Origin of the sequence: Mesorhizobium sp. M0621, assembly GCF_040320745.1 — a bacterium.
GTDB lineage: Bacteria > Pseudomonadota > Alphaproteobacteria > Rhizobiales > Rhizobiaceae > Mesorhizobium.
In genome coordinates this window covers 97,682-121,876 of the sequence record NZ_JAMYQF010000009.1, presented here as the reverse complement: position 1 = coordinate 121,876, position 24,195 = coordinate 97,682, and the positions used below count along the sequence as shown (strand labels likewise).

At 64.3% G+C, this 24,195-nt stretch carries 31 protein-coding genes and 1 pseudogene; 17 read left to right on the top strand and 15 right to left on the bottom strand.

Annotated features, from left to right (window positions below):
* The first annotated feature begins 82 nt into the window (after nucleotides 1-82).
* The 5 genes from NKI38_RS09320 to NKI38_RS09300 all read left to right on the top strand — a co-directional run bounded on the left by NKI38_RS09320 (nucleotide 83) and on the right by NKI38_RS09300 (nucleotide 4,524).
* Nucleotides 83-928, top strand: coding sequence for a helix-turn-helix transcriptional regulator (locus tag NKI38_RS09320; protein WP_352656652.1), 846 nt, complete (start codon nucleotides 83-85; stop codon nucleotides 926-928).
* 175 nt (nucleotides 929-1,103) lie between these two features.
* Nucleotides 1,104-1,859, top strand: a complete 756-nt coding sequence (locus NKI38_RS09315) for a pseudouridine synthase (protein WP_352656651.1) — start codon at nucleotides 1,104-1,106, stop codon at nucleotides 1,857-1,859.
* Between the two features lie 331 nt (nucleotides 1,860-2,190).
* Nucleotides 2,191-2,937, top strand: a complete 747-nt coding sequence (locus NKI38_RS09310) for an SDR family NAD(P)-dependent oxidoreductase (protein ID WP_352656650.1) — start codon at nucleotides 2,191-2,193, stop codon at nucleotides 2,935-2,937.
* 42 nt (nucleotides 2,938-2,979) lie between these two features.
* Nucleotides 2,980-4,023, top strand: coding sequence for an RNA polymerase subunit sigma-70 (locus tag NKI38_RS09305; RefSeq protein WP_352656648.1), 1,044 nt, complete (start codon nucleotides 2,980-2,982; stop codon nucleotides 4,021-4,023).
* Between the two features lie 99 nt (nucleotides 4,024-4,122).
* Complete coding sequence (locus NKI38_RS09300) at nucleotides 4,123-4,524, top strand: VOC family protein (protein WP_352656646.1); 402 nt, start codon at nucleotides 4,123-4,125, stop codon at nucleotides 4,522-4,524.
* A gap of 254 nt (nucleotides 4,525-4,778) precedes the next feature.
* On the opposite strand, the gene NKI38_RS09295 is transcribed toward NKI38_RS09300, so the two are convergent.
* Entirely contained in the window at nucleotides 4,779-5,360 is a 582-nt protein-coding gene (locus tag NKI38_RS09295) for a histidine phosphatase family protein (protein ID WP_352656644.1), read from the bottom strand.
* 204 nt (nucleotides 5,361-5,564) lie between these two features.
* On the opposite strand from NKI38_RS09295, the gene NKI38_RS09290 reads away from it, so the two are divergent.
* From NKI38_RS09290 to NKI38_RS09280, 3 genes are all read left to right on the top strand, one after another.
* On the top strand, nucleotides 5,565-6,014 hold the full coding sequence (locus NKI38_RS09290; protein WP_352656643.1) for a universal stress protein: 450 nt from the start codon (nucleotides 5,565-5,567) through the stop codon (nucleotides 6,012-6,014).
* A gap of 82 nt (nucleotides 6,015-6,096) precedes the next feature.
* Nucleotides 6,097-6,387: a type II toxin-antitoxin system TacA family antitoxin gene (locus NKI38_RS09285; RefSeq protein ID WP_352656641.1), complete on the top strand. Its 291-nt coding sequence runs from the start codon at nucleotides 6,097-6,099 to the stop codon at nucleotides 6,385-6,387.
* On the top strand, nucleotides 6,384-6,878 hold the full coding sequence (locus tag NKI38_RS09280) for a GNAT family N-acetyltransferase (RefSeq protein WP_352656639.1): 495 nt from the start codon (nucleotides 6,384-6,386) through the stop codon (nucleotides 6,876-6,878). Before NKI38_RS09285 ends, NKI38_RS09280 begins: the two co-directional genes overlap by 4 nt.
* A 24-nt stretch (nucleotides 6,879-6,902) precedes the next feature.
* On the opposite strand, the gene NKI38_RS09275 is transcribed toward NKI38_RS09280, so the two are convergent.
* Complete coding sequence (locus NKI38_RS09275; protein ID WP_352656637.1) at nucleotides 6,903-7,652, bottom strand: sulfite exporter TauE/SafE family protein; 750 nt, start codon at nucleotides 7,650-7,652, stop codon at nucleotides 6,903-6,905.
* Between the two features lie 21 nt (nucleotides 7,653-7,673).
* Complete coding sequence (locus NKI38_RS09270) at nucleotides 7,674-7,880, bottom strand: hypothetical protein (protein WP_352656635.1); 207 nt, start codon at nucleotides 7,878-7,880, stop codon at nucleotides 7,674-7,676.
* Nucleotides 7,881-8,026: 146 nt separating this feature from the next.
* Between NKI38_RS09270 and NKI38_RS09265 the strand changes: the two genes are divergently transcribed.
* The 7 genes from NKI38_RS09265 to NKI38_RS09235 all read left to right on the top strand — a co-directional run bounded on the left by NKI38_RS09265 (nucleotide 8,027) and on the right by NKI38_RS09235 (nucleotide 13,929).
* Nucleotides 8,027-8,890 (top strand): LysR family transcriptional regulator, encoded by an 864-nt coding sequence (locus NKI38_RS09265; RefSeq protein WP_352656633.1) that lies wholly within the window; start codon nucleotides 8,027-8,029, stop codon nucleotides 8,888-8,890.
* A 161-nt stretch (nucleotides 8,891-9,051) separates the two neighbouring features.
* Complete coding sequence (locus tag NKI38_RS09260; protein ID WP_095091173.1) at nucleotides 9,052-9,552, top strand: Lrp/AsnC family transcriptional regulator; 501 nt, start codon at nucleotides 9,052-9,054, stop codon at nucleotides 9,550-9,552.
* Complete coding sequence (locus NKI38_RS09255; RefSeq protein WP_352656631.1) at nucleotides 9,549-10,712, top strand: saccharopine dehydrogenase family protein; 1,164 nt, start codon at nucleotides 9,549-9,551, stop codon at nucleotides 10,710-10,712. Before NKI38_RS09260 ends, NKI38_RS09255 begins: the two co-directional genes overlap by 4 nt.
* A gap of 110 nt (nucleotides 10,713-10,822) precedes the next feature.
* Nucleotides 10,823-11,611: an ABC transporter substrate-binding protein gene (locus tag NKI38_RS09250; RefSeq protein WP_352656629.1), complete on the top strand. Its 789-nt coding sequence runs from the start codon at nucleotides 10,823-10,825 to the stop codon at nucleotides 11,609-11,611.
* 205 nt (nucleotides 11,612-11,816) lie between these two features.
* Nucleotides 11,817-12,488 (top strand): amino acid ABC transporter permease, encoded by a 672-nt coding sequence (locus NKI38_RS09245; protein ID WP_352656627.1) that lies wholly within the window; start codon nucleotides 11,817-11,819, stop codon nucleotides 12,486-12,488.
* A complete protein-coding gene (locus tag NKI38_RS09240) occupies nucleotides 12,485-13,159 on the top strand; it encodes an amino acid ABC transporter permease (RefSeq protein ID WP_352656625.1) in 675 nt (224 codons plus the stop codon). The genes NKI38_RS09245 and NKI38_RS09240 overlap by 4 nt, the downstream gene beginning before the upstream one ends.
* Before the next feature lie 26 nt (nucleotides 13,160-13,185).
* Nucleotides 13,186-13,929 carry an amino acid ABC transporter ATP-binding protein gene (locus NKI38_RS09235; RefSeq protein ID WP_352656623.1) on the top strand — a complete coding sequence of 248 codons (744 nt, stop codon included), beginning with the start codon at nucleotides 13,186-13,188 and terminating at the stop codon, nucleotides 13,927-13,929.
* A gap of 72 nt (nucleotides 13,930-14,001) precedes the next feature.
* Here the strand turns inward: NKI38_RS09235 and NKI38_RS09230 are convergent, their stop codons facing one another.
* The 12 genes and pseudogenes from NKI38_RS09230 to NKI38_RS09175 form a co-directional block, all read right to left on the bottom strand.
* Nucleotides 14,002-14,289 (bottom strand): type II toxin-antitoxin system RelE/ParE family toxin, encoded by a 288-nt coding sequence (locus NKI38_RS09230; protein WP_352656621.1) that lies wholly within the window; start codon nucleotides 14,287-14,289, stop codon nucleotides 14,002-14,004.
* A complete protein-coding gene (locus NKI38_RS09225) occupies nucleotides 14,279-14,524 on the bottom strand; it encodes a type II toxin-antitoxin system ParD family antitoxin (protein WP_352656619.1) in 246 nt (81 codons plus the stop codon). Before NKI38_RS09225 ends, NKI38_RS09230 begins: the two co-directional genes overlap by 11 nt.
* Before the next feature lie 106 nt (nucleotides 14,525-14,630).
* Nucleotides 14,631-15,881, bottom strand: coding sequence for an arsenite efflux MFS transporter ArsK (gene arsK, locus NKI38_RS09220; protein WP_352656617.1), 1,251 nt, complete (start codon nucleotides 15,879-15,881; stop codon nucleotides 14,631-14,633).
* Complete coding sequence (locus NKI38_RS09215; RefSeq protein ID WP_352656615.1) at nucleotides 15,874-17,301, bottom strand: NAD(P)-binding domain-containing protein; 1,428 nt, start codon at nucleotides 17,299-17,301, stop codon at nucleotides 15,874-15,876. The genes arsK and NKI38_RS09215 overlap by 8 nt, the downstream gene beginning before the upstream one ends.
* Nucleotides 17,302-17,345: 44 nt before the next feature.
* Complete coding sequence (locus NKI38_RS09210) at nucleotides 17,346-17,666, bottom strand: ArsR/SmtB family transcription factor (protein ID WP_352656613.1); 321 nt, start codon at nucleotides 17,664-17,666, stop codon at nucleotides 17,346-17,348.
* Between the two features lie 63 nt (nucleotides 17,667-17,729).
* Nucleotides 17,730-18,152 (bottom strand): arsenate reductase (glutaredoxin), encoded by a 423-nt coding sequence (gene arsC, locus NKI38_RS09205; protein WP_352656611.1) that lies wholly within the window; start codon nucleotides 18,150-18,152, stop codon nucleotides 17,730-17,732.
* The gene (locus NKI38_RS09200) at nucleotides 18,149-18,901 is read right to left on the bottom strand and encodes an aquaporin (protein WP_352628866.1); all 753 of its coding nucleotides are present in this window, start codon (nucleotides 18,899-18,901) and stop codon (nucleotides 18,149-18,151) included. Before NKI38_RS09200 ends, arsC begins: the two co-directional genes overlap by 4 nt.
* A gap of 14 nt (nucleotides 18,902-18,915) precedes the next feature.
* On the bottom strand, nucleotides 18,916-19,248 hold the full coding sequence (locus tag NKI38_RS09195; RefSeq protein ID WP_352608572.1) for an ArsR/SmtB family transcription factor: 333 nt from the start codon (nucleotides 19,246-19,248) through the stop codon (nucleotides 18,916-18,918).
* A gap of 74 nt (nucleotides 19,249-19,322) precedes the next feature.
* A complete protein-coding gene (locus tag NKI38_RS09190; RefSeq protein ID WP_352608573.1) occupies nucleotides 19,323-20,021 on the bottom strand; it encodes an RES family NAD+ phosphorylase in 699 nt (232 codons plus the stop codon).
* Nucleotides 20,015-20,443 carry an antitoxin Xre/MbcA/ParS toxin-binding domain-containing protein gene (locus NKI38_RS09185; protein ID WP_352656608.1) on the bottom strand — a complete coding sequence of 143 codons (429 nt, stop codon included), beginning with the start codon at nucleotides 20,441-20,443 and terminating at the stop codon, nucleotides 20,015-20,017. Before NKI38_RS09185 ends, NKI38_RS09190 begins: the two co-directional genes overlap by 7 nt.
* Nucleotides 20,444-20,610: 167 nt before the next feature.
* Nucleotides 20,611-22,043 (bottom strand): annotated as a pseudogene (locus NKI38_RS09180) (aldehyde dehydrogenase family protein).
* Between the two features lie 146 nt (nucleotides 22,044-22,189).
* Nucleotides 22,190-22,657, bottom strand: coding sequence for a GNAT family N-acetyltransferase (locus NKI38_RS09175; protein WP_352656606.1), 468 nt, complete (start codon nucleotides 22,655-22,657; stop codon nucleotides 22,190-22,192).
* A gap of 286 nt (nucleotides 22,658-22,943) precedes the next feature.
* On the opposite strand from NKI38_RS09175, the gene NKI38_RS09170 reads away from it, so the two are divergent.
* Together NKI38_RS09170 and NKI38_RS09165 are read left to right on the top strand one after the other, a co-directional pair.
* Nucleotides 22,944-23,534 (top strand): cation efflux transmembrane domain-containing protein, encoded by a 591-nt coding sequence (locus NKI38_RS09170; RefSeq protein ID WP_352656729.1) that lies wholly within the window; start codon nucleotides 22,944-22,946, stop codon nucleotides 23,532-23,534.
* A gap of 257 nt (nucleotides 23,535-23,791) precedes the next feature.
* Nucleotides 23,792-24,178: an ester cyclase gene (locus tag NKI38_RS09165; protein ID WP_352656604.1), complete on the top strand. Its 387-nt coding sequence runs from the start codon at nucleotides 23,792-23,794 to the stop codon at nucleotides 24,176-24,178.
* The last annotated feature ends 17 nt before the right edge of the window (nucleotides 24,179-24,195 follow it).

The following is a 24,195-nucleotide window of genomic DNA, read 5'->3' as shown; positions in this document are numbered from 1 at the left end:
TCCTGCACAGTTGCCTGCGCAGTATCGCCGGTCTACTATTCCATTAAAGTAGTGACCTTATCATGGTATAATGGCTAACAGGATGCCCTCCAATTCCGCCGGTTCGCTGGCAGCGTTTTTGAAGGACCGGCGCACCCGGCTCGATCCCGCGTCGTTCGGCTTCTCCGGGCGCAGGCGGACGCCCGGATTGCGTCGCGAAGAGGTCGCTCAGCGCGCCAACATAAGTCCGACCTGGTACACATGGCTGGAACAGGGCCGTGGCGGCGCGCCCTCGGCCGACGTGCTGAACCGCATCGCCAAGGGGCTGATGCTGACCGAGGCGGAACGTGAACACCTTTTCATGCTCGGCCTGGGGCGACCGCCCGAGGTCCGTTACAGGGGCGTTGAGGGCGTCAGCCCCCGGCTGCAGCGCCTGCTCGACACGCTTGACGCCAGTCCCGCTCTGGTCAGGACCGCCACCTGGGACGTCGTCGCCTGGAACCGCGCCGCGCAAATCGTGCTCACCGACTACAGTGCCTTGCCCGCCGGCCAGCGCAACATCCTGCGCTTCATGTTCCGCAGCCCTGTCATCCGTGCCAAGCAGCACGACTGGGAAAACCTCGCCCGTTTCGTGGTGGGAGCGTTCCGGGCCGATGCGGCACGCGCCGGCGCGGTCTCCGAGGTCGCCCAGCTAGTGGACGAACTTTGCAGCACCAGCCCGGAGTTCGCCGCCCTATGGCGGGAGAACGACGTGCTGAGCCACGGCGACGGGACAAAACGCCTGAAGCACCCGGAACTCGGTGATATCGAACTGGAATATTCGGGGTTCGCGGTCGATGGCCGGCCGGATTTGAGCCTGACCGTCTACAACCCGGTCAACAGCGCCGTCGCCGACCGCATCCGCGCCCTCGCCCGACGCCCCTCAGCGCAAGGGTTGGACGAGGGTTGATATTTGCAGCAACTGCGACCATTCCAGGCGCAGTGCTCCGGCCCAACCTGACCAGTCCCTCACTGAGGGGCGTTCGCAGACCGCGTTCAGGACTGCAAGGTCGGCCCCAGGTAGAGAGCTTGCGAAGCCATCGCGGCCCGTGGCATTTGTCGGCTTCACCAACACAGACGGCAGCATGGCACCACGGCAGACACGACAAAGCGGCAGGCAGGCGGCGCCCGGCGTCAGCCTGAACCGCGCGCTGTCGAAGCTTGGCCTGTGCTCGCGCACGCAGGCCGAGGTGCTGATTGCCGAAGGCCGCGTGCGCGTCGGCGGCAAGGTGGTGCGCAATGCGGCGCTGCGCGTCGACCTCGACCGCGACCGCATCGTCGTCGACGACAGGCCGGTGATTGCCGAGCGCAAGGTCTATCTCATCCTCAATAAGCCGCGCGGGTTGGTCACCACCCGCGACGACCCGCAGCAGCGCGACACCGTCTATGCCTGCCTCGAAGGGCTCGATTTGCCTTTCGTCTCGCCGGTCGGCCGGCTCGACAAGGCGAGCGAAGGCCTGCTGCTGATGACCAACGACACACAATTTGCGAACCGGCTGATGGACCCGGCCTCGCATCTGCCCAAGACCTATCATGTGCAGATCGGCACGGCGCCAGATGAGGCGATGCTGGACAAGCTCCGCACCGGTGTGACCGTCGACGGCGAAACCCTGACCGCCAGCTCGATCGAACTGTTGCGCAGTGGCGGCCGCACCGCCTGGCTGGAGATTGTGCTCGACGAAGGCCGCAACCGCCACATCCGCCGCCTGCTCGCCGCGCACGGCATCGAAGTGCTGCGCCTCATCCGCATCGCCATCGGCCGGCTGCAGCTTGGCGATCTCGCCAAGGGCACCGCGCGGCACCTGACACCGGAGGAACTGGCGCTGCTGCTGAGCGGTTAAGCGAACGGGCTGAAAGTAGCGTTCTGTGGCGCCCCCCTCTGTCCTGCCGGACATCTCCCCCACGAGGGGGGAGATCGGCAGCTTGGTCGCCGGCTCTCCTCCTGCAACGTCGAAGATTGGCGAAGGCCGTGATGACGACCAATCTCCCCCCGTGTGGGGGAGATGTCCGGCAGGACAGAGGGGGGCGCCACAGAACTCGGCGGTGGGTTGGCTGTGGGCTCTTGAGAGCGCCTCAGAAAAAATTCTCACCCCCACCGATGATTTCCACCCGCCTGCACTGTCTTCACCTACAGGCACCGGAATCCTCCGGGCCGGAAAAGCGAGGTGATCCATGGGATCGTTACAAGGTCAGAATGTCGTCGTGGTCGGAGGCAGCCGGGGCGTCGGCCGCGCCATCGTCGAAACCGTATTGAGCGAGGGCGCAACGGTTCTCGCCGTCGCCCGCGGCGCGGCCGATCTGAAACAGCTCTCCTGGGAGCACCCAAGGGTGAAGACGCTTGCCGCCGACGCCACGCAGGCCACGGCGCCGGATGCGGTGTTCGCTGCGCTCCAGCCGGACGTGCTGGTGATCTGCGCCGGGGCACTTGCCCCGTCGGCACCCGTTCAGGACCAGAGCTGGGAGGATTTCTCCGCAAACTGGGAGATGGACGTCAAGGCATCCTTCCTGTTCTGCAAGGCGGCCCTCCAGGGCCGGCTGAAGCCGGGCTGCCGCGTGGTGCTGATCTCCAGTGGCGCGGCACTCAGCGGCGGGCCGCCGAACTCCGGCGGCTATTCCGGCGCCAAGCGCATGCAGATGTTTCTCGCCGCCCACTGCCAGAAGGAGGCCGACCGGCTGGACCTCGGCCTGCGCTTCATGGCGCTGGTGCCGATGCGCATCATGGCCGGCACCGGCGTTGGCCAGGGCGGCATATCAGGCGTTTCGGCCTATCTCGGCATCAGCCCGGCGGATTTCCTTGCCAGCATGACCGATGTGCAGACACCGGCCGATGTCGGGCGCGCCGTGGTCGCGCTCGCCGGCGGCGGGCTGCAAGGCGTCTCCTTCACAGTGAGCGGCAGCGGCCTTGCGGCGGCGGCCTGAGGCGCGCAGGATGCCGGCCGAAATCAGCACCGCAGGCTCGCTATGACAGATGCTCCCGGCCCGCTTGAGCCGCTGGGCCAGCCGATCCTCGATCGACTGGCCTTCGAGCGCCTGACAACGGCCCACCGCCGCGAACTCAAGCTGCACTGCTACCGGATGATGGGTTCGCTGCACGAGGCCGACGACCTCGTCCAGGAGACGTTTCTCAGGGCATGGCGCGGCCGCTCGCAATTCGACGGGCGCGGCCCGCTGCGCGGCTGGCTCTACACGATCGCCACCAACAGCTGCCTCAACGCCATCAAGGCGAGGTCATCGGTGCATCGCATTCTCGAACCGCCCGGACGGCCGCCGACCGAGGGGCGCGCCGCTGCCGGGCCGGCCGCCGAACTCGTCTGGCTGGAACCCTACCCGGACGCCGAACTGCCGGATCTCGTCGACGGCGAGCCCGGTCCGGAAGCGCGCTACGAAACCCGCGAAGCCGTGCAGCTTGCCTTCGTCGCCGCGATCCAGCTTCTGCCGCCAAGGCAGCGCGCCGCGCTGTTGCTGTGCGACGTACTGGGCTGGTCTGCACTCGAAACGGCGCAACTGCTGGGGGGCACGACCGCCTCGATCAACAGCGCCCTGCAACGCGCCCGCGCAACGCTTGGTGCGCACTATCCCCAAGGGCGTCCCTTGCAGCGCGAGCGGCCCAACCGCGAAGAGAGCCTGCTGCTCGAACGCTACATGCGGGCCTGGCAGGCCGCCAATCTCGACGGCTTCGTCGAGCTGCTGCGCGAGGACGCCACCTACCACATGCCGCCATGGCTGGATTGGTATCAGGGACGCGAGGGGATCCGGGCTTTCTTCAAAACCGTCTGGGGCAATTTCGCCGGCTACCATGCGGTCGCGACGAGGGCCAACGGCCAGCCCGCCGTCGCGATCTATGCGCGGCGCCATCAGGAACCCGAATGGCACGCGCAGTCACTGCATGTCATCGAGCCGACCGACGGCCAGATCGCCTCGCTGACGGTCTATGTCGGCCCGCTCGGGGCCGAGCTGTTCGTCGCCTTCGGCCTGCCGGCCGTCTTGCCCGAGCCGAACAAATGATCGTCGCACCCATCTCCTGACAGAAAGCTGTCAGTAGGCATGGCCTATGGATCTGATGTGGAGCCCGGCAATGGCTCCAGCAGTCCAGGGAGCCATGCAATGAATTTCGTCTCTGTCCGCATCATCACGTCAGACGTTCAGCGCCTCATGCGCTTCTACAGCGAGATCACCGGCATGCCCGTGACGATGTACACGGAAGACTTCGCCGAACTCGCGACACCTTCCTGCACGCTGGCGATCGGCAGCACACGCACCTTGATGCTGTTCGGCGGCGACATCGCCCGCCCGGCCGACAACCACACGGCAATCATCGAATTCCGCGTCGGCGACGTCGATGCGGAATTCGCCAGGCTCTCGGACACCTTAAGGGATGTCACGGTGCAGAAGCCGACCACCATGCCCTGGGGCAACCGCTCGCTGATGTTCCGCGACCCCGACGGCAATCTGGTGAACTTCTTCACGCCGGTGACCGCCGACGCGATCAGGAAGTTCGACAGATAGAGACATTTGGAAGTGCCGAAACCTCCCAACTTCGTCATCCACGGGCGGAGCAGGAGCGAAGCTCCGTCGCGAAGACCCGAGGATCCATGCCGTGACCTTGGCCCTGAAATGCAGCGGAACACAATTCTGCACCGTAGCAACGCTTTGAAGTCGCGGCATGGATCCTCGGGTCTGCGCTGCGTCGCTACGCTCCTTGCTCCGCCCGTGGATGACGAAGCGACGGCGTTTTGCGCCGAGCCGGCATTACTGCCGCCCTACTTCTGGTTCCATTTCCGAATGACCGGCTCGCTCAAATCATGTTCGTAGCCGAGCACGCTTATGCTGGCCGTATCGAGAACGAACAGCGCACCGCCTTCGGGCGGCAGGCCGATCCAGCGGGCGGTGAGCACGCGCAAAAAATGTGCGCTGGAAAACACCAGGATCGAGCCGCCAGCTTCTCGAAGCTGTCTGACGATCGCATCCGCCCGCGCGCCGACATCGGCCGCCATCTCGCCTTGCGGACAGCCGTCGCGAAACACGGTCCAGCCCGGCCGCTCGGCCAGGATCTGTTTCGTGGTCAGCCCCTCATAGGCGCCGTAGTCCCATTCCTGCAGATCGTCGTTCTTGACGCTTTGCGCACCGAAGCCGGCCAGCACGCTGGTGTTGTAGGCGCGTTGTGACGGGCTCGACCACACGGCCGAAAACGACAGGCCTTTCAGGCGATCCGCGACACCCCGCGCTGCCGCCTCGCCGGCCGGCGTCAACGGCATGTCGGTGCGGCCGGTATGCTGCCCCGAAAGGCTCCACGCCGTCTCGCCATGCCGGACCAGATGGATCTGCGGAAACGCGCTGCTCATGGGATGCCTTTCGATGTCGCCCGCACCTTAGGGGACGATCCCGCAAAGGGGAATCCTGCTGACGCAAAACGTGTTGCCGCCTGGCCCCGATCCGCATCGAGCTGGCCCTGTGATCAGTCCGATGGCGCGACTATATCAAGGTAGCCTCCCAAGGCTCCCGCCACCACGAGGGCATCGGCCCTTGCACAACAGGTCGAGATCATCATGTACAAACATCTGCTCATTGCCACCGACGGATCGGAACTGGCCGACAAGGGCGTTGCCCACGGCCTGACGCTGGCCAAGGGCCTCGGCGCCTCCGTTAGCTTCATCACCGTCTCCGAACAATTCCCGATCTTCGCCTGGGGCGGCGCCATGGCTGGCTATGCCGCCGGCGATGAACTGGCGGCCTATCAGGAAGAAGCGCGCAAATATGGCAAGGAGGTTCTCGACAAGTGCAAGGCATCGGCGGACGCAGCCGGCGTCTCCGCAGAGGTCGTGCATGTCGAGGACAAAAGGCCGGCCGAGGCGATCCTGGAGCTGTCGCAGGCGAGAGGCTGCGACCTGATCGTCATGGCCTCGCACGGGCGTCGCGGACTGGGCAAGCTGCTTCTGGGAAGCCAGACGGCGGAAGTGCTGTCCTACACCGAAATTCCGGTGCTGGTAGTGCGCTAAGCCTGTCTGCAAATCTCAGGCGCGACTGTAATGACAATGTCATTACAGTCTGCTATGATCTGGATGAAGAAGGGAGCTATTCATGCCACCGTCACATCATCCGTTGCCGAAGAGCGTTCCGCTCAATATCCGCGTCAAGCCGGAAGTTCGCAATCTGATCGACCGGGCAGCGGAACTGCTCGGCAAGAATCGCACCGACTTCATGCTTGAAGCGTCGCAACGCGCCGCAGAGGACGCGTTGCTCAACCGTCTCGTGTTTACCGTCGAGCCGGTTGTCTACGCTGAGTTTCTGGCACGTCTCGACACGCCGCCGCAACCGAACGATCGATTGCGCCGCACCATGACGGCAAAGACTCCGTGGGACGCTGCGTGAGGCTGTCGGCTCCGGTTCCGCTCGCCGACCATCACGAACTCAGCGAATTTTTATCGGGCATACCTTCACTCGACGATTGGTTGAAAAAACGTGCCCGGACCAATCAGGCGGGCGGTGCATCCCGTACCTATGTGACCTGCGACGGCAACCGTGTCGTTGGCTACTACGCCATTGCCAGCGGCGGCGTGAAGATAGTCGAAGCTCCTGGTCGCTTCCGGCGCAATATGCCCGATCCGATCCCGGTTGCGGTGCTGGGCAGGTTGGCGGTCGACCAGGCACATCATGGCCGAGGCATCGGTCGTGCGCTCGTGAGGGATGCCGGTCTACGGATACTTCAGGCCGCTGAGATACTGGGAATCAGAGGCATATTGGTGCACGCGATATCCGAGGACGCCCTAGCCTTCTATCTGGCCGTCGGATTCGAGCCTTCTCTGGTCGAGCCATTGACGCTGATGGTCACGCTCGCCGATCTCAATGCGAGTCTCAACTGACGATTGCGGGCTGCAAAGCCTGCGCTAGCGCATAGCCTCGCCCACAAGATACACCCCCAGCGCCAGCAGCCCTGCGAAGAACACCGTGCGGAAGGTCTCGACGCTCATCTTCTGCCGCAGCGCCTGGCCGGCGAACATGCCGGCCAGCGCCGGCACCAAGGCCACGAGCGACCCCGCCAGTTGCGCCGTCGGCGATGCCAGGGCGCCGGTCCTGAATAACCCGATGGCCAGCGCTGCCGTCGACACGGTGAAGGACAGGCCGAGCGCCTGGATCAGATCTTCCTTGCCGAGCCGCAGCGATTGCAGATAGGGCACCGCCGGGATGACGAAGACGCCGGTGGCGCCGGTGACCAGCCCGGTCGCAACGCCGACCAGCGGTGACGCCCACACCTCGTGGCGTGCCGGCGTGGTGAAGCCGGCCCTGGCAAGGCCGACGACGGCATAAAGCACCAGCGCCGCGCCCAGCCCCGCCGAGGCCGCGCCCGTATGCGCGCCGGTCAGCAGGCCGGCGCCAGTGACGGTGCCGAGGGCAACTCCTGCCATCATCGTCCACAGCCGCTTGCACAGGCCGCCGAAGGACGGGCCGGTCAGCAATTGCCAGAGATTGGTGACCAGCGAAGGGATCAACAGCAAAGCCGCGGCCTGCGCCGGCGGCATGGTCACCGCCAGCAATCCCATCGCCACGGTCGGCAGCCCCATGCCGACGACGCCCTTGATGAAGCCGGCCGCCAGGAAGACGGCGCCGGTCCAGGCGAGGACGCCGGCGCTCAGCATGGTGGCACAGTCGTGGCGGGATCAGTCATGCAGCAGCATGTCGGTCGCATCAGCGGCATCGCGTGTGGCCTTTGCCTGCGCGGCATCGCGGCTGACGGGAGCGGCCGTGCATCCCCGCAAACCGGGCTCCGCCCGCGCCATGGCAAGGCAGGTCACGGCGATGGCCAGCACAATCGCCGCGCCTTCAAGAATGCCGAACCCTTGGCGGCCTGATACTCGTTCGCTCATCGCATATCTCCTTCGAAACTGTTTGACGAAGATCTCGGCCGATCACAATGTGGAAATTGCACTGCCAGCCTTCGGCCTCGACGAAGGCTGGAGCAGGAAACCGACCGCCTCCCCCGGGGCGCCGGACCGTTTGCAGGAGCAAAAGAATGCGCTTCGATCTGGTCGATCTCCGACTGTTCCTGCTGGTGGCCGAGCGCGGCAGCATCACCCATGGCGCCGAGCTTGCCGGGCTGGCCTTGGCGTCGGCCAGCGCCCGCATCAAGGGCATGGAGGAACGGCTCGGCGCACCGCTCCTGGAGCGCCGCCGCCGTGGCGTGGTGCCGACGGCCGCCGGACAGGCGCTGCTGCATCATGCAAGGGCGGTGCAGAACCAGATCGAGGCGATGGCCGGCGACCTCGCCGCCTATGCCGATGGCCTGCGCGCCCGCGTGCGGCTGATGGCCAACACCGCCGCCACCAGCAAGCTTCTGCCCAAAATCCTGCCCACTTTCCTGATCGCGCAACCCCGGATCGACATCAATCTAGACGAGCGGCCGAGCCATGAGATCGCGGAAGCCGTGGCCAGCGGTGCTGCCGATCTCGGCATCGCCGCGACCTGGGCCGGCCTGTCGCATCTTGAGCAGAAACCCTTCTTCACCGACCGGCTGGTGGTGATCGCCGCGCGGAACCGACCCGGTCTCGAAGGCCGCACCATCAGCCTCACCGAAGTTCTCGGCGAATCCTTTGTCGGCCTCAGCACCGGTCATGCCCTGCAGGAGCACATCACCCGCCAGGCCGCCCGCCTTGGCGGCCATCTCCGCATCCGCATCCGCGTGCCCGGCCTCGACAATGTCTGCCGGCTCGTCGCGCAAGGGGCGGGCATCGCCATTGTGCCGGAAAGTGCGGCGCGCCGCTCTGTGCGTAGCCTGCGGCTGACCGATGACTGGGCGACGCGCCAGCTCAACCTCTGCGCCCGCCGCTTCGATGATTTGACACCGCAAGCAAAGCTGCTAGCCGCCGCGCTGGCCTGAATTCCGCAGCCGAACAACAAGCGGCCGCGTCCGCGCCGGCGACCCATTGTTCCCATCAATGCGAAAACAGCGCCTTGCATTTCAAAAATCCGTGACGTAGCTTGTTTGCACATTGGCAAAAAAATCGTCGAAGTTTTTTCCTTTTATGAAAGATGGGGACTTTGCGGGAACATCTCGATCTGACCGATCGGCGGCTGGTCAAACAGCTGTCGCAGGACGCGCAGCCGGGCATCAATCGTCTCGCCGAGATGTTGGCGATTTCGGTGCCGACGGTGCGCACGCGGCTGCGCAATCTGCTAGACCGCAACCTGCTCAAGATCGTCGGGCTGCTGAACCTGACCGAGCGCCCCGAACTGATCTCGGCCATTGTCGGCATCAACGCCCAGGGGCGCGGCCGGGCCCGCGAACTGGCGCAGCGCATTTCCGAACTGCCCTTCGTCAACTCGGCTTCGGTGGTCACCGGGCGCTTCGACATCATCGTCGATGTGACGGTGGCCGGTGACGTCGCCGATCTCTACCGCGTCACCAGCGAGCTGATCCCGGGCGCCGGCGAGCCGGGCGAAGTCGTGCGCAGTGAGACCTTCGTCGTCATGGCGTCGTGCAACAAATGGGTCAGCCTGCCGGAAGGCTGCTGGTCGGACGACCGCAAGGAGCCGGCATGAAGATCGCGGTTCTCGGCGGCCTCGGCCTGCAAGGCCGAGCGGCCATCGCCGACCTCGTCGCCAGCTACGGCGTCGAGGAAATTGTCTGCGTCGACACCGCACCGGACGGCCCTGCCCGACTTGCCGGCCTGACCGACCTTGCCCGCGTGCGCTTCGTCGTGCCCGATGGCGCCATCGGCCCGGCGCTGGCCAACGTGCTTGATGATGTTGATGCCGTCATAGATCTGTTGCCGCAGCCGCTGATGCGCGAGGCGATGCAGGCGGCAATCGCCACCCGCACGCCGCTGGTCACCACCAATTACGCCAAGTCGATCGCCGACCTGGCGCCAGCCGCCGAACAAGCCGGCGTCTCGATCATGACCGAATGCGGGCTCGACCCCGGCATCGACCTCGTGCTCTACGCCCGCGCCGCAAAGCAGTTCGACTCCATCACAGCAATCGATTCCTACTGCGGCGGCATCCCCGAGCCGCAGGCGATGGCCAAGCCGCTTTGCTACAAGGTCAGTTGGAATTTCGACATGGTCCTGGTCAGCCAGAACCGCGACAGCGTGATGATCGAGGGCGGAAAGCGCGTCGCCGTGCCGGCCGGTCAGCAGCACGACAACCCTTTCATCCATGAGATCGAGGTCGCTGGCCTGGGCAGGCTGGAAGCGTTCCCAAATGGCGATGCGCTGCATTATGTCGAGATGCTGGACGCCGCCAGGGGGCTGCGCCGCTCCGGCCGCTATACGCTGCGCTGGCCGGGATGGTCGGCCTTCTGGGCGCCGCTGAAGGAGCTCGGCTTCCTCTCCGAAGACAAGGTGCCTGGCACCGGCAACAGCCCGCGCGAATTCCTCGGCCGGCTGCTCGGACCCCAATTGCAGTATGGCCCCGGCGAAAAGGACCTTTGCGTGATGCGCAATGTCTTTTCCGGCCTCGAAGGCGGCCGCGCCAAGACGGTGACGTCGGACCTGATCATCGAGCGCGACCTGGCTTCCGGCCTGTTCGGCATGAGCCTCGGCGTCGGCTATCCCGCCAGCATCGTGGCGCAGATGCTCGCGCGCGGCGAGATCAGAAAACCCGGCCTGCTCAACCCGCTGCTCGACGTGCCCGACGAACCCTTCTTCGACGAGCTTGCCAGACGCGGCATCAGGGTCACCGAGACGGTGGCCTGGGACTGAGGATTTTCGAACGGTGGCTGCCGCCGGCAACGGCGCTGCCGCTCAAAAAGCACCCCAAAGGGTGAAAAACAACGAAGACATGGAACAATAAAACAAGGAGGACTACCAAAATGAAGATTGCCAGACTTTTCATCGCCGGACTTGCACTCGCCGGCCTCACCACTGCTGCCACAGCCGGAACGCTGGACGACATCACCAAGCGCGGCGAACTGCGCGTCGCCGTGCAGACCCAGGGACCTCCCTTCTCGCTGGTCGGCGCCAATGGCGAACGCACCGGCAGTTCGGTTGAACTTGCCGAACTGATGGCCAAGGAAATGGGTGTGAAAATCACCTTCCTCGACTTCGACTGGGACGGCCTGATCCCGGCGCTGCTTTCGGGCAAGGCCGACCTGCTGGTCGCCGACATGACGCCGACACTGGCGCGCGGCATGAAGGTCGCTTTCACCACACCTTACATGTATACGGGCAGCACCGTCTTCACCAAGGCCGACAGCAAGTTCAAAACCACCGAGGACTGCAAGGCCAAGGGCACCAAGATCGCCGTGTTGCTGGGCGCCACCGGCGAGAAGGAGGCCAAGGCCGCCTTCCCCGATGCCGACATCAAGAGCTACAAGGGCGGCGGTCCGCTGCTGCTCGATGCCGTCAACAACGGCCAGGCCGATTGCGGCGTCAACGACGTCTCGGCGGTCAAGGGTCAGTCGACGGCCTATCCGGCCGGCTCCTTCACCATCATGCCGGACCTTTTGTCGAAGGAACCGCTTGCCTTCGCCACCCGCTATGACGAGCCGGACCTGCTGGTCTGGATGAACCTGTTCCTCAACCAGGTCAGCATAGACGGCCGCCTGCAGAAGAACCTCGACTACTGGGTCAATTCCGACGCCTGGAAGAAAGACCACTGAGGAATTAGCGAATAGGGAGTAGCGAGTAGGGAGTGGTGAACGGCCGTTCCGGCCACGCTTTGCCGCTCCCTACTTCCCTACTTCCCTACTTCCCTACTTCCCTACTCGCTACTCGCTACTCGCTACTCGCTACTCGCCATTCGCTATTCGCTACTCGCTATTCGCTAATCACTAATCACCCTTCCCTCTTCACCGCCGCGCGCCCATGCTCGAAAATTTCAGTTTCCGCACAATCGTCGAATATCTGCCTCTGTTCGGGCAGGGCCTGATCACGACCATCTGGCTGTCGGCGCTGTCCTTCGTCGGCGCGCTCGTCGTCGGCATCGTGCTGTGCGCCATGAACCTGCAACGCGGCTGGCTGTTTCGCGCGCCGGCCAAGGCCTATATCGACGCCGTGCGCGCCACGCCCCTGCTGGCGCAGCTCTATTTCCTCTATTTCGGCTTGCCCCGGCTCGGCCTCGTCCTGCCGGAGCTGGTCGTCGGCATCCTCGCGCTATCGCTCAACAGCGGCGCCTATATCGCTGAAATCATTCGCGCCGGCATCCTGTCGATCCCGCGCGGCCAAGTCGAAGCCAGCGTCGCTTCTGGCATGACCTATGTCCAGCGCATGCGCCTTGTCGTCCTGCCGCAAGCCTTCAAGGTGACGATCCCGCCGCTGCTCGGCCAAGCGATCGTGCTGGTCAAGGATTCCGCTCTGCTGTCGCTGATCTCTGTTTCCGAACTGACGCGCGCCGGCCAGCTGCTCGCCTCCGACCGCTTCATGCCGGCGGAAGGTTTCCTCACCATCGCCGCCTTCTATCTGCTGCTCTATTACGGCCTGAAAGGACTGGCTGGCCTCTCCAGCCGCTGGCTCGGCACGGCGGGGGCGCGAACATGATCTGGCAGCAGTTGCAAAGCCTCGCCGGCTCCTATCCGTTGGCCCTGCGCGGTCTCGGCATGACCGTGGTGCTGTCGCTGATCAGCCTGGTGCTGGGCACCCTGCTCGGCTTCGGCCTCGGCATCTTGCGAACCGGCGGCAACCGGCTGATCGGTGCGGCAATTGGCGCCTGGGTCGACTTGATCCGCGGCACGCCGTTCCTGGTGCAGATCTTCCTGATCTTCTTCATCCTGCCCGAATTCGGTATCGAGCTCGACGCCTTCACCGCCGGGATCATCGCGCTGACAAATCTGGCCGCCTGCTTCATCTGCGAGATCGTCGTCGCCGGCATCCGCTCGGTACCGACCGGCCAGGTCGAGGCGGCGCTGGCATCAGGCCTGTCGCGCTGGCAGCGCATGCGCCAGGTGGTGCTGCCGCAGGCGATGCGCATCGTGCTGCCGCCGCTGGTCGGGCAATATGTGCTGCTGATCAAGGATTCTTCCGTCGTCTCCGCCATCGGTCTCACCGACCTGACCCGCGTCGGCTGGCTGGTGGTGCAGCGTGTGCCGAACGGCCTCTTGGTCTTCTTCCTCGTCGGCGTCGGCTATTTCATCGTCTGCTATCCACTGATCATGCTCGCCCGCCGGCTCGAACGCCGTATGGGTGCGGCGCATGGCGAGGTACAGCTGTGACAGCGAACCCAAAGGGCCCAAAAGATATGACCAAAGCGGGAATGATCGACTTTCGCGGCGTCAACAAATGGTTCGGCTCGCTCAACGTTCTGAAGGACATTACGCTAAGCGTCGAGCCGCGCGAAGTGGTGGTCGTCTGCGGTCCGAGCGGCTCCGGCAAGAGCACCCTGATCCGCTGCGTCAACGGCCTGGAGGCGATCAAGGACGGCGACCTCGTCGTCGACGGCCAGCGCCTCGGCGACCCGGCCACCAACATGACGCAGTTGCGCACCGAGATCGGCTTCGTCTTCCAGTCGTTCAACCTCTACCCACACAAGACCGCGCTCGAGAACGTGACGCTGGCCCCCATCCATGTCCGCAAGATTCCCCGCGCGGAAGCCGAAAAGGCCGGCCGCGAGTTGCTGGCCAAAGTCGGGCTGGCCGACAAAGTTGATGCCTACCCGGCGCAGCTCTCCGGCGGCCAGCAGCAGCGCGTGGCGATCGCGCGCTGCCTCGGCATGCGGCCCAAGATCATGCTGTTCGACGAACCGACCTCCGCGCTCGACCCCGAGATGATTTCCGAAGTGCTCGACGTCATGGTGGCGGTCGCCGAGGAAGGCATGACCATGATGGTGGTGACGCACGAGATGGGCTTCGCCCGCAAGGTCGCCCAGCGCGTGGTGTTCATGGACGCCGGCGCCATCGTCGAAAGCGGCACGCCCGAGGAGTTCTTCTCCCACCCCAAGACCGACCGCAGCCGCGCTTTCCTGAGCAAGATTCTGCGGCACTAAGCGCACTGACACTCCGGTCAATCTACGCGTGTCCTTGGGTAGCGAACACACTTCGCCCGTCACAGATGTCGTTCAACGTCCATTCGTTTGATGCAGGATGCGGATAACATCCAGGGTCGTTTCGGATTGACGGAAGAAAACGAAATGCTGGCCGACTGGGTATTTGAAATAGCCCTCGCGCACATCGGTGCGGCGGCCGGTTTTAACGCCGCGGGCTAAGGCTTCGACAGCACCGATCAAATCGTGGTGATACCGATCCGCTTGTTCCAGCGACCAGTGCTTGAACGTGTAGAGCCAGATATCTTCCAAATCAGCTTCGGCGAGATGTGAGAGTCGATATTGGCGGCTCTCATTTGGCATGCTTGGCCCGCATCTTCCTCAGGAATGCAGTGCTATCGAAGGCAACGGGTGCGCCAGATTCCTCACCGGCAATGAGCGCGTTTTGCAAGGCACGGACCTTGGCCTCATGCTCTTCGAGCAACCGCAGGCCCGCACGCACGACGTCACTCGCCGAACCGTAACGGCCTGTCTGAACCTGCGTATCGATAAAGCCGGCGAAATGGTCGCCAAGGGAAACAGAGGTATTTCGGGGCATGAGCATCCATCCTAGGGTATGATGCCATCGTATACCAAAACTTGGTACATATCCATAGTTCTGACCCAGAAGGGTAAGATGCCAAGTCGTCCTGCCAGCGCGCATGTCATGATCTGGTCGCCTCTCCCGGACTGCCGCCCATCACAAACGCAGCCCGCCGGCCGCCACGCCGTCTGAGCAGTGCGATGGCGAGGAAAGCGATCACGCCGCTCGCCGCGACCACCACCAGCACCCACAGCGAATTGGCGACGGATGTCCGAGCCATCATGAAGGCGAGCGCGAACGGCGCGAAGGCCGAGGTGAACTGACGGGCAGCGCTCGCCCATCCGAGCCGCGCGCCATAGCCTTCGCGGCCGAAGAGTTCGAGCGGCAAGGTGCCGCCGATGATGCTGGTGAGGCCGGAACCGAGGCCGAACAGAAACACGAACACGAAGGCGCCGGGCAGCCAAGGCGTGGTCAGCAACAGCGCGCACAGCCCGGCTGTGAGCAGCGACGCTGCAATGACGGCAAGATGCGTCTGCTGAAGCCGCGCGCCAAACAGCATGTTGATCAGCCGGCTGGCGACCTGCGCCGGCCCGAACAGGGTCGAGACGAAGAGGCCGGCGGTGCCGAGCCCAAGGGCCGCTGTCAGCGGCACCATGTGGATGAGGATCGCCGACAGCACGAAACCCTCGGTGGCGAACCCCGCCAGCATGAGCAGGAATGCGGCCCGGCCACGCCGCGGATCGAGCGGCGCGCCCGCTTCCGGGGCCGGCCCGCGCTCTTGCGGCGCAGCCGTTGCGTGACGACGCGACAGGCGCATCAGCCAGGCGTGGATCGGCAGGCAGAGCCCGAGATTGAGCGCCGCGAACAAAAGATAGACCTCGCGCCATGTGAGCTGCGCATGCAGCGCCGAGGTCAGCGGCCAGAACAGGGTCGAGGCGAACCCGGCGATGAGCGTCAGGTGGGTGATGCTGCGTTGCGGCCGGGGAACCCCGATCTGCACGATCGCCACGAAGGCGGCGCTGTAGAGGACGAAGCTGGAGGCCAGTTCCATCGCCAGCAAGGCCAGAACGAAACTCACGCGGCCGGGCGAGAGGGCGCACAGCGCCAGTGCTATGGCCGCCGCGACCGAGCCGACGGTCATGATGCGGCCGGCGCCGAAGCGGTCGGCCCACCGCCCGGCCGTCGGCGCGAACAGGCTGCCGGCAAACAGCGAGGCGGACAGGGCGCCGAACACCCAGCCTTCCCTAAGGCCGAATTCGCGGGCCATTGCCGGCGCCAGGATCGAGAAGCTGTAATAGAGCGTGCCGTAGCCGACGATCTGGGTCAGCCCGAGCGCCCAGATCGCCTTGCGCAGGACAGATCGGTCAGGCATCGCTGGCTGCCATCGTCTCTCGCGCCTCGATGCCGGCCGGCGCGGTTGCACAGCCGCAGCCCGACGCGCCGTTTGCCTTGGCGTCCGCATCCCTGACGCAGCAGGCATCGACATTGGCGGGCGCGGGCCCGCCGCAGCAGCCGGCGCTTTTCGACACCGTCACGACGCCGGTGGCGCTGCACACGCCGGTTTCCGGCAGCACCAGCCGCACCTCGCGAGCTGCGGCATGGTCTCCGGCAATATCGGCGACCACCGAGCGGACCTGTTCGTAGCCGGTCGCCATCAGGAAGGTCGGGGCGCGGCCATAGGATTTCGAGCCGACGATGGTGAAGCCGGGCTCGGGATGGGCGAGTTCCCTGATGCCATGCGCGGGAACCGTGCCGCATGAGTGAAAATTCGGATCGATCAGCGGCGCCAACGCCGGCGGCGCCTCGACGGCGGGATCGAGCGCGATGCGGATTTCGCCAAGGAACGACAGATCGGGCCGGAAGCCGGTGGTGACGACGATGCGGTCGACGGCCAGGCTGAACGGCTTGCCGGCCAGGCTGGCGTCAGCGACGAGCTCCTCGCCCTGCGTTGCGATGCGGTTGACGGCGAAAGGCGCCAGCATGTTCAGCCGGCCGTCCGCCATGGCCTGCTTGGCGGCCAGCCCGAGCGCGCCGCGTTCCGGCAACTGGTCGTTCAGCCCGCCGCCGAGCAATCTCTCGACGCTGGCGTGGCGCAGCGCCCAGAAGATCTCGGTGCCGGGCGCTGCATCCCGCAGTTCCATCAGCGCCAGGGCGACGTTGATGGCTGAGTGCCCGCCGCCGATGACCAGGATGCGCTTGCCCGCATAATCTTTTCTCGCCTTGCCGATTACGTCGGGAATGCCATAGGCGATGCGCACTGAAGCCGCGCCTTCGCCGGGGACCGGCAGACCGTCGACGCCGATCGGGTTTGGCCGCCACCATGTTCCGGACGCGTCGATGACAGCGCGCGCGAAAACGCGGTGTTCGCCGCCGGCATCGCGATAGCGGATTACGAACGGAGCGTCCTTGCGGCCTTCATTGGCGACCTTGTCATGGCCCTGACGGGTGATCGCGGTGACCTCGGCGCCAAGCTTCAGATTGGCGGCGATCGCGGGAAGCCGGCCAAGCGGCGCCAGATAGTCGCGTACGATCTCGCCGCCGGTCGGCAGGCCTTGGCTGTCCGGCGCCGTCCAGCCGGAGCTGTCGAGCAGCGCCCGCGCCGCCGCATCGATGTTGTATTCCCACGGGGAAAACACCCGCACATGGCCCCATTCGAGCAGGGCGGCACCAACGCTTTCGCCGCGCTCCAGGATGAGCGGACGGATGCCGCGCTCGACCAGATGCGCTGCGGCGGCCAGCCCGACCGGGCCGGCACCGATCACCGCGACGGGAAGATCTGTCATCATGTCCATAGGTTCGATCCTTCCGGTATCTTCGAATTATAAGTCGAAAAAAATCAAGCCAGCGCTTTGGCAACCGCAGGCGTGCAGGCGGCATCGGCGCAGCACTCGTCGGCGAGATAGCCGATCAGCGCATTCATGCCGGGATAATTGGCGCGGCAGATCAGCGTCGTCGCCTGCCGCTCCTGCGTCACGAGACCGGTGTCGACCAGCCGCTTGAGGTGATGCGACAGCGTCGAGGACGGAATGTCGAGCTTGCCCTGCACACTGCCAACGGCAAGCCCGCCGTCGCCGGCGCGCACCAGGATGCGATAGAGCTGAAGCCGCGTCGGGTTGCCGAGCGCTTCGAGTTGGGCGGCTGCTTTTTCGAGTTTCATGGAAATAAGCTAAGCGACACTTTTCCCGTCGTCAAGCAAATTTCGAAAAATATGGAAATAGCGTCAGACCGCACGCTTGCCCGAGGCGTCGATGACCACCTCGCCGTCCTCCTTGGTGAACGCGCCGATCTCCGGGTTGGGCAGGATGTCCAGCACCTTTTCCGACGGCCGCGCCAACACGACGCCGAGCGGGCTGACCACGATCGGCCGGTTGATCAGGATCGGATGCGCCAGCATGAAATCGAGGATCTCGTCGTCGGACCATTTCAAGTCGGCAAGGCCGAGTTCGGCATAGGGCGTGTCCTTCTCGCGCAGCAGATCGCGCGGTGTCATCTCCATCGCCACGATCAGTTCGGCCAGCCTTTCGCGCGACGGCGGCGTCTTCAGATATTCGATCACCTCCGGCTCCTCGCCCGACTGCCGGATGATGGCCAGCGTGTTGCGCGACGTGCCGCAGGCCGGATTGTGATAGATGGTGATGTTCATTTCGAGGCCTTCATCTGTCTGATCGGTTTCGGTTCGGCAAGCAGCCAGCCCGCCAGGGCCAGGGCCAGCAGCGCTCCCAGCAATTCGGCGGCTATGAAACTCGGCAGGTCGATTGGGCGGATGCCAGAAAACGTGTCGGAAAAGGCACGGGCGATGGCGACAGCCGGATTGGCGAATGAGGTCGAGGCCGTGAACCAGTAGGCGGCCGTTATGTAGAGCCCCACCAGCCAGGGGATCGCGTCGGAGCGGAAGCGCAGGCCCGCCAGGATGGTGAAAACGAGACCGAATGCGGCGACTGCCTCCGCGAGCCATTGCCCGGTCCCGGTCCGCACCGTCGCGGAGGCCTGCAGGATCGGCAGTTCGAACATGGCGTGCGCCAAAAACGTCCCGGCGATCCCGCCCACGATTTGGGCTATGGCATAGGCGAGCGCCGCATTCGCCTCGATCTCCCGGCGCAACGCGAACACCAGCGTGACGGCTGGATTGAAATGCGCCCCCGAGATCGGCCCCAGTATCGTGATCAGCACGACGAGGATCGCCCCCGTCGGCAGCGTGTTGCCGAGCAGTGATACCGCGACGTCGTGCGTCAGCCGGGCAGCCATGATGCCGGAGCCGACCACGGTGGCGACCAGCAGCGCGGTTCCCAGCGCTTCCGCGACGATGCGGCGTGGCAAGTCATCCGCAACGAGGTTCGGCCGGCCTTCGGCAGGTTGCGGCCGATCGCGCGCAGGCGCTTGTGGATCGCTCATCGGCGGTTGCTCCCCTAGCAGTCACAGGTCACGGCATTGATTACGGGACGGCAGAGTTCCGGCGCGCCGTTGCAGCAATCTTCCATCAGATAGGCCAGAAGGTCGCGCAAGCCGGTCATGTCGGCGACGTAGCGGACGATCCGGCCGTTGCGTTCGGGACGGATCAGCCCGGCATGGGCGAGCACCTTCAGGTGCGCCGACATGGTGTTCTGGACCGTGTCCAGCCTTGCCGCGATCTCGCCCGCCGGAATACCTTGCGGACCGGCGCGCACGAGCAGCCGGAAGACATCCAGCCGCGTCTCCTGGCCAAGTGCGGCCAGCGCGTTCAAAGTGCCTTTCTTATCCATATATCCGAATCCTTGGATTTATAGATTTCCAGATATCGACTTCGCTGTGATCTGTAAAGCGTGTCCGCACGCCGTCAGGTGACCGCCAGCACCTTTCCTGTATCGTGCTGGCGCACGAAGTCCACGCGGGCACCGTCCCAGTGATAGCTGTAATGTCGGCCCTGCACCGGAATGGTGATGACGTCTGGCCAGAAGATGCCGATGCAGCCGCCGCCCGGCATGCGCACGCTGTTCCACACCAGCCCGTCGCTGCCTGCCGCCCGCAGCGCACGCCCTTCCGCCTGCGAGGCGGAATAGTCGTCCGGGTCGAGCACATCAGGCACCGCGTTAACGTCATCGAGGTCGCGGTCGACGCTGCCGATCAGCACGCGGAAATCCGCCGTCCAGCCCGGATCCTCATGGGTGGCGCGCATGAATTTCTGGTGGTGATGGATGGTCTCGGCCAGCGCCACGTCCTCGCTGTCACCGGCATAGTAGATGCCGTAGCTGCCATCCGAGAAGCGTCCGGGCCGCAGCGTCGAACAATGCACGAAGGGCGCCATCACGAAGCTGGCGCCGGGCCCGGAGACCCGCCTCGCGGCGGCCACCTTGCCGAGGTCGCCAATCTCGAACCTTATGCGCGGGTTGGTCTTCGCCTCGACCGAGGCCAGCGCCTCCCAGTCGCGCGGGTCTGCAATGTCCTCGAAGAGGTCTATCGGCGGATGGATGGAGCGGATGATGCGGAAGGTCTGGTGCCAGTCGACGCGGCGACGGACCGCAAGCCCACTCACCATGCACCACGCTCCGCATCGAGCCATTCGCGCATCGCGGCAAGATCGGAAATTTCGCCGCGCAGCATCAGGTCGAGGGCCGACTGGCCGCCGAAAGTGGCATTGGGCTTGCGGATCCAGGCATAGCCGCGTGCCGGGTCCGTGAACAAATAGCGCAGGCCCTTGTGGATGCCCATCAGGTGCGCCATGCGGGTGCGCAGGTCACGGTCGATCCTGCCGACGCCGCCTTCCTTCCAGCGTGCCCCAGTCTTCCAACGTGCCCAGGTCCGGGCCGATATGCCACCGAGCAGGATGCAGGCCTCCAGGTCGGTCAGATTCCAGGCCTTGAACAAATTGACTGTAGTGCGCGCCAGCGCACCCGCCTCTTCATCCGAGATGGCGCTGCCAACCGTGGCCGGTGTCGTGACAATGGACTGAAGCTGCATTTTTTGCTCACCCTGCTATTGGCAGATATATAGCACGTATTTGCCAATTGGCAAGGATGAGATCAGGGTCGTGGCGTGGCAAGGCTGCGGTTCCTCGCCCCACGGAGTGCAGCGCCGGCTTCCGACAAATGGGCAGTGCGCGGGCAGATCGCCGCGCCCTATCGTGCCTACTCGGCCGCCTCATACCCGGCGATGCCCTTGATCTCGAGGAAATCCTCAAGCCCGTATTCGGCATATTCGCGGCCATTGCCCGACTGCTTGTAGCCGCCGAACGGCAGGCCGGCGTCCCACTGGGGATAGTTGATGTAGACATTGCCGGTGCGCATGCGCGCCGCCACTTCGCGCGCCTTCTTCATGTCCTTGGCCTGGATGTAGGAGGCGAGACCGTAGACGGTGTCGTTGGCGGTCTCGATCACCTCGTCGACGCTGTCATAGGGCATGATCGCCAGCACCGGCCCAAAAATCTCCTCGCGGGCGATGCGCATGTCGTGGGTGACGTCGGCGAACACCGTCGGACGGACATAATAGCCGCGGTTGAGTTCGGCCGGACGGCCGGGGCCACCCGCCACCAGCGTCGCACCCCCGTCGATGCCGGCCTGGATCAGGTCCTGTATCTTGTCGAACTGGATCTGGCTCACCACCGGTCGAGCTTGGTGCCTGCTGCATCGGCGGGGCCGACGGTGAACTTTTCCGCTGCCACCTTGGCATAACCGGCAGCCTCATCGTGGCGGTCGCGCGGTACGAACATGCGCGTCGGCGCGTTGCAGGACTGGCCGCTGTTGCTGAAGCAGCCGGCGACGCCCTTGCTGACGGCGTTTGCAAGGTCGACATCCCCGAACAGGATATTGGCCGACTTGCCGCCAAGCTCCTGATGCACGCGCTTGACCGTGTCGGCTGCGGCCTTGGCCACCAGGATGCCGGCGCGGGTCGAACCGGTGAACGACATCATGTCGATGTCGGGATGGCTGGACAGCGCCTGACCAACGCCCGGGCCGTCGCCATTGACGAGGTTGAACACGCCCTTCGGCACGCCAGCCTCGTCCAGAATCTCGGCGAAGATGATGGCGTCGAGCGGCGCGATCTCGGATGGCTTCAGCACCATGGTGCAGCCGGCGGCGAGTGCGGGACCGACCTTGCAGGTGATCTGGTTGAGCGGCCAGTTCCACGGCGTGATCAGACCGACGACGCCGATCGGTTCCTTGATCACCAGATGGTTGCCCTTGACGTGTCGAAATTCGAACGTCTTCAGCACGTCCGCCATCTTCTGCAAATGCGCAAGGCCGATGCCGACCTGGCTGTCCAACGCCATCTGGCGCGGCGCACCCATTTCGCGCGACACTGCAACCGCCAGATCGCCGCTACGCTTCTTGTAGATCGCGATGATGCGGTTCAGGAGTTCTAGCCGCTCGCCGACCTCTGTAAATCCGAATGTGTTGAAAGCACGCCTGGCGGCGGCGACCGCCTTGTCGACATCGGCTTTGCAGCCGAGCGATATCTGCGCGAAGGCATCCTCGCTCGATGGATCGATGACGTCCAATGTGTTGGGCACAACAGGATCAACCCACGCACCATCGATATAGAACTGCAGATTGTGTGACACGATTTTCTCCTTGGCCGCATGGTCGCGCCGGGCGTAATATCTGGCTAGAGATAACGATGCACAAACGCCGCTGTCAAACGCAACCCGGAAGTGGTTGAGCCAGTGCGGCAGTGATTGAGCCAGGGGGCCAGTTCGGACCGTCCGCGTCACCCGGCCAGCCGCTTGCTCATATAAACCGTCACGCCGTTCATGAACGGCTCTTCGCGGTCGATCGTATAGCCATGCTTTTTGTAGAGCGATACGTTCGCCTCGAACGCGCCATTGGTCAGCAGGCGAAGCTCGAGGCGGCCCGCTTCGATCGCCTTTTGCTCGGCCCGCTCGAGCAGCAGCCGGCCGATCCCCCTGCCCTGCGCATCCGGTGCGACGCAGACATTCTCGATCCAGATATGATCGTCGGTCAGCATGGTTTCAATCATTCCCACGATCTGATCGCCCTCGACGGCGAGATCGAACGAATGCTCGGCAACGACCTTGTCGTAGTCGGCGCGCATCGGCAGCGGCTCGCGGCCGATCACCGGCACCCATTTGGCATAGGCGGCGCGCACGATGTCCCTGATCGCGGTGGCATCCGCCGGCTCGGCCGGCCGAAGCCGGATGGAAGAAACGATGGTCATGAAAGTGCTCCAGAATATGAAAACCCCGCCGACCTGTTTGAGGCGGGCGGGGCTGGAAACGAACGAACCGGGTCTATCGTGCCGGTCTTCGTCGTCGTGCAATCAGCTCGCCGCTCCGCATCGTGCAGGGACGGCGTCGCTTGTCGTTGGTGGGCGCAAAGACGAACATGGCGTCAAGCTGGAGCATGCAGCGGGGCGCTGTCAAGACGGCTGCTCAATCGGTAATGTCTCATGTCATGGAATCGCTGCAGGCCGCGCGGTAACGGCAATTGATCGATGGACAAACATGATCGGGACGCTGAACAAGGCGGTGCGGATGGCTGCCATCCTGAACCTGGCCTATTTCGGAATCGAGTTTGCCGTAGCCGTCTGGATCGGGTCGGTATCGCTGTTCGCCGACAGCATCGATTTTCTGGAGGATGCATCCATCAACCTCCTGATCATGGTCGCGCTGGGCTGGACCATCCGCAACAGAGCGCGGCTCGGAATGGCGCTGGCGGGAATACTTCTGATCCCGGCTTTGGCGACCTTGTGGACGGCCTGGGAGAAATTCAACATTCCAATCCCCCCAGCGCCCGTTCCGCTGACGCTTACCGCGGCTGGCGCGATCCTCGTCAACCTGTCGTGCGCGCTCATGCTCGCTCGCTATCGCCATCACAGCGGCAGCCTTACCCGTGCAGCCTTCCTGTCGGCGCGCAACGATGTCCTGGCGAATGTCGCAATCATTGCCGCCGGCCTGGTCACGGCATTTGTGTGGAACTCGGCTTGGCCCGATATCGTCATCGGCCTCGCAATTGCCGTCATGAATGCGGATGCCGCCCGCGAAGTCTTCACGGCCGCGAGACGCGAGCTCTCGGAAAGCCAAATTTCAAGCTGAGACGCTCCCGCCGATCCGGGGCGTAGAGCGCGCGCACGCTCGCTGCGACATCGGCCTCGACCTATGCTGTGCTCCATGCCTGGAAAAGCCCGTCGCATGAATCTGTTCGAACGCGATGCGCTTTAGGAGTCGGCTGACGGCTGACGGTCGCCCCTCTCGGCACCAACAGCGCAATCCATCTGGATTGAATCTGCCGTCGTTCTATCTTCTTGTTCGAGCATGAGCTTTTCCAAAGACGCAAGCACCGGAGCAATGCCGTGACCGACACCGACCTCGCCGACGCCTATCGAGGCTACATCGAGTGCCTCAACAATCAGGATTGGGCGCGGCTGCATCGCTTCGTCCATGACGAGGTCCACTACAATGGCGACCGCGTCGGGCTCTCGGGTTATCGCAAGATGCTGGAGCGGGATTTTTCCGAGATTCCGGACCTCTATTTCGACATCCAGCTGCTGATCTCGGATACGCCCTTCGTAGCCAGCCGGCTCCAATTCAACTGCACGCCGATCGGAACCTTCCTTGGCCTGCCCGTCAACGGCAGAAAGGTCTCTTTCAGCGAGAACGTCTTCTATGAATTTCTGGACGACAGGATCAGGCACGTCTGGTCGGTCATCGACAAGACGGCCATCGAAGCGCAGCTTTGACCAGGATCGGACCTCCC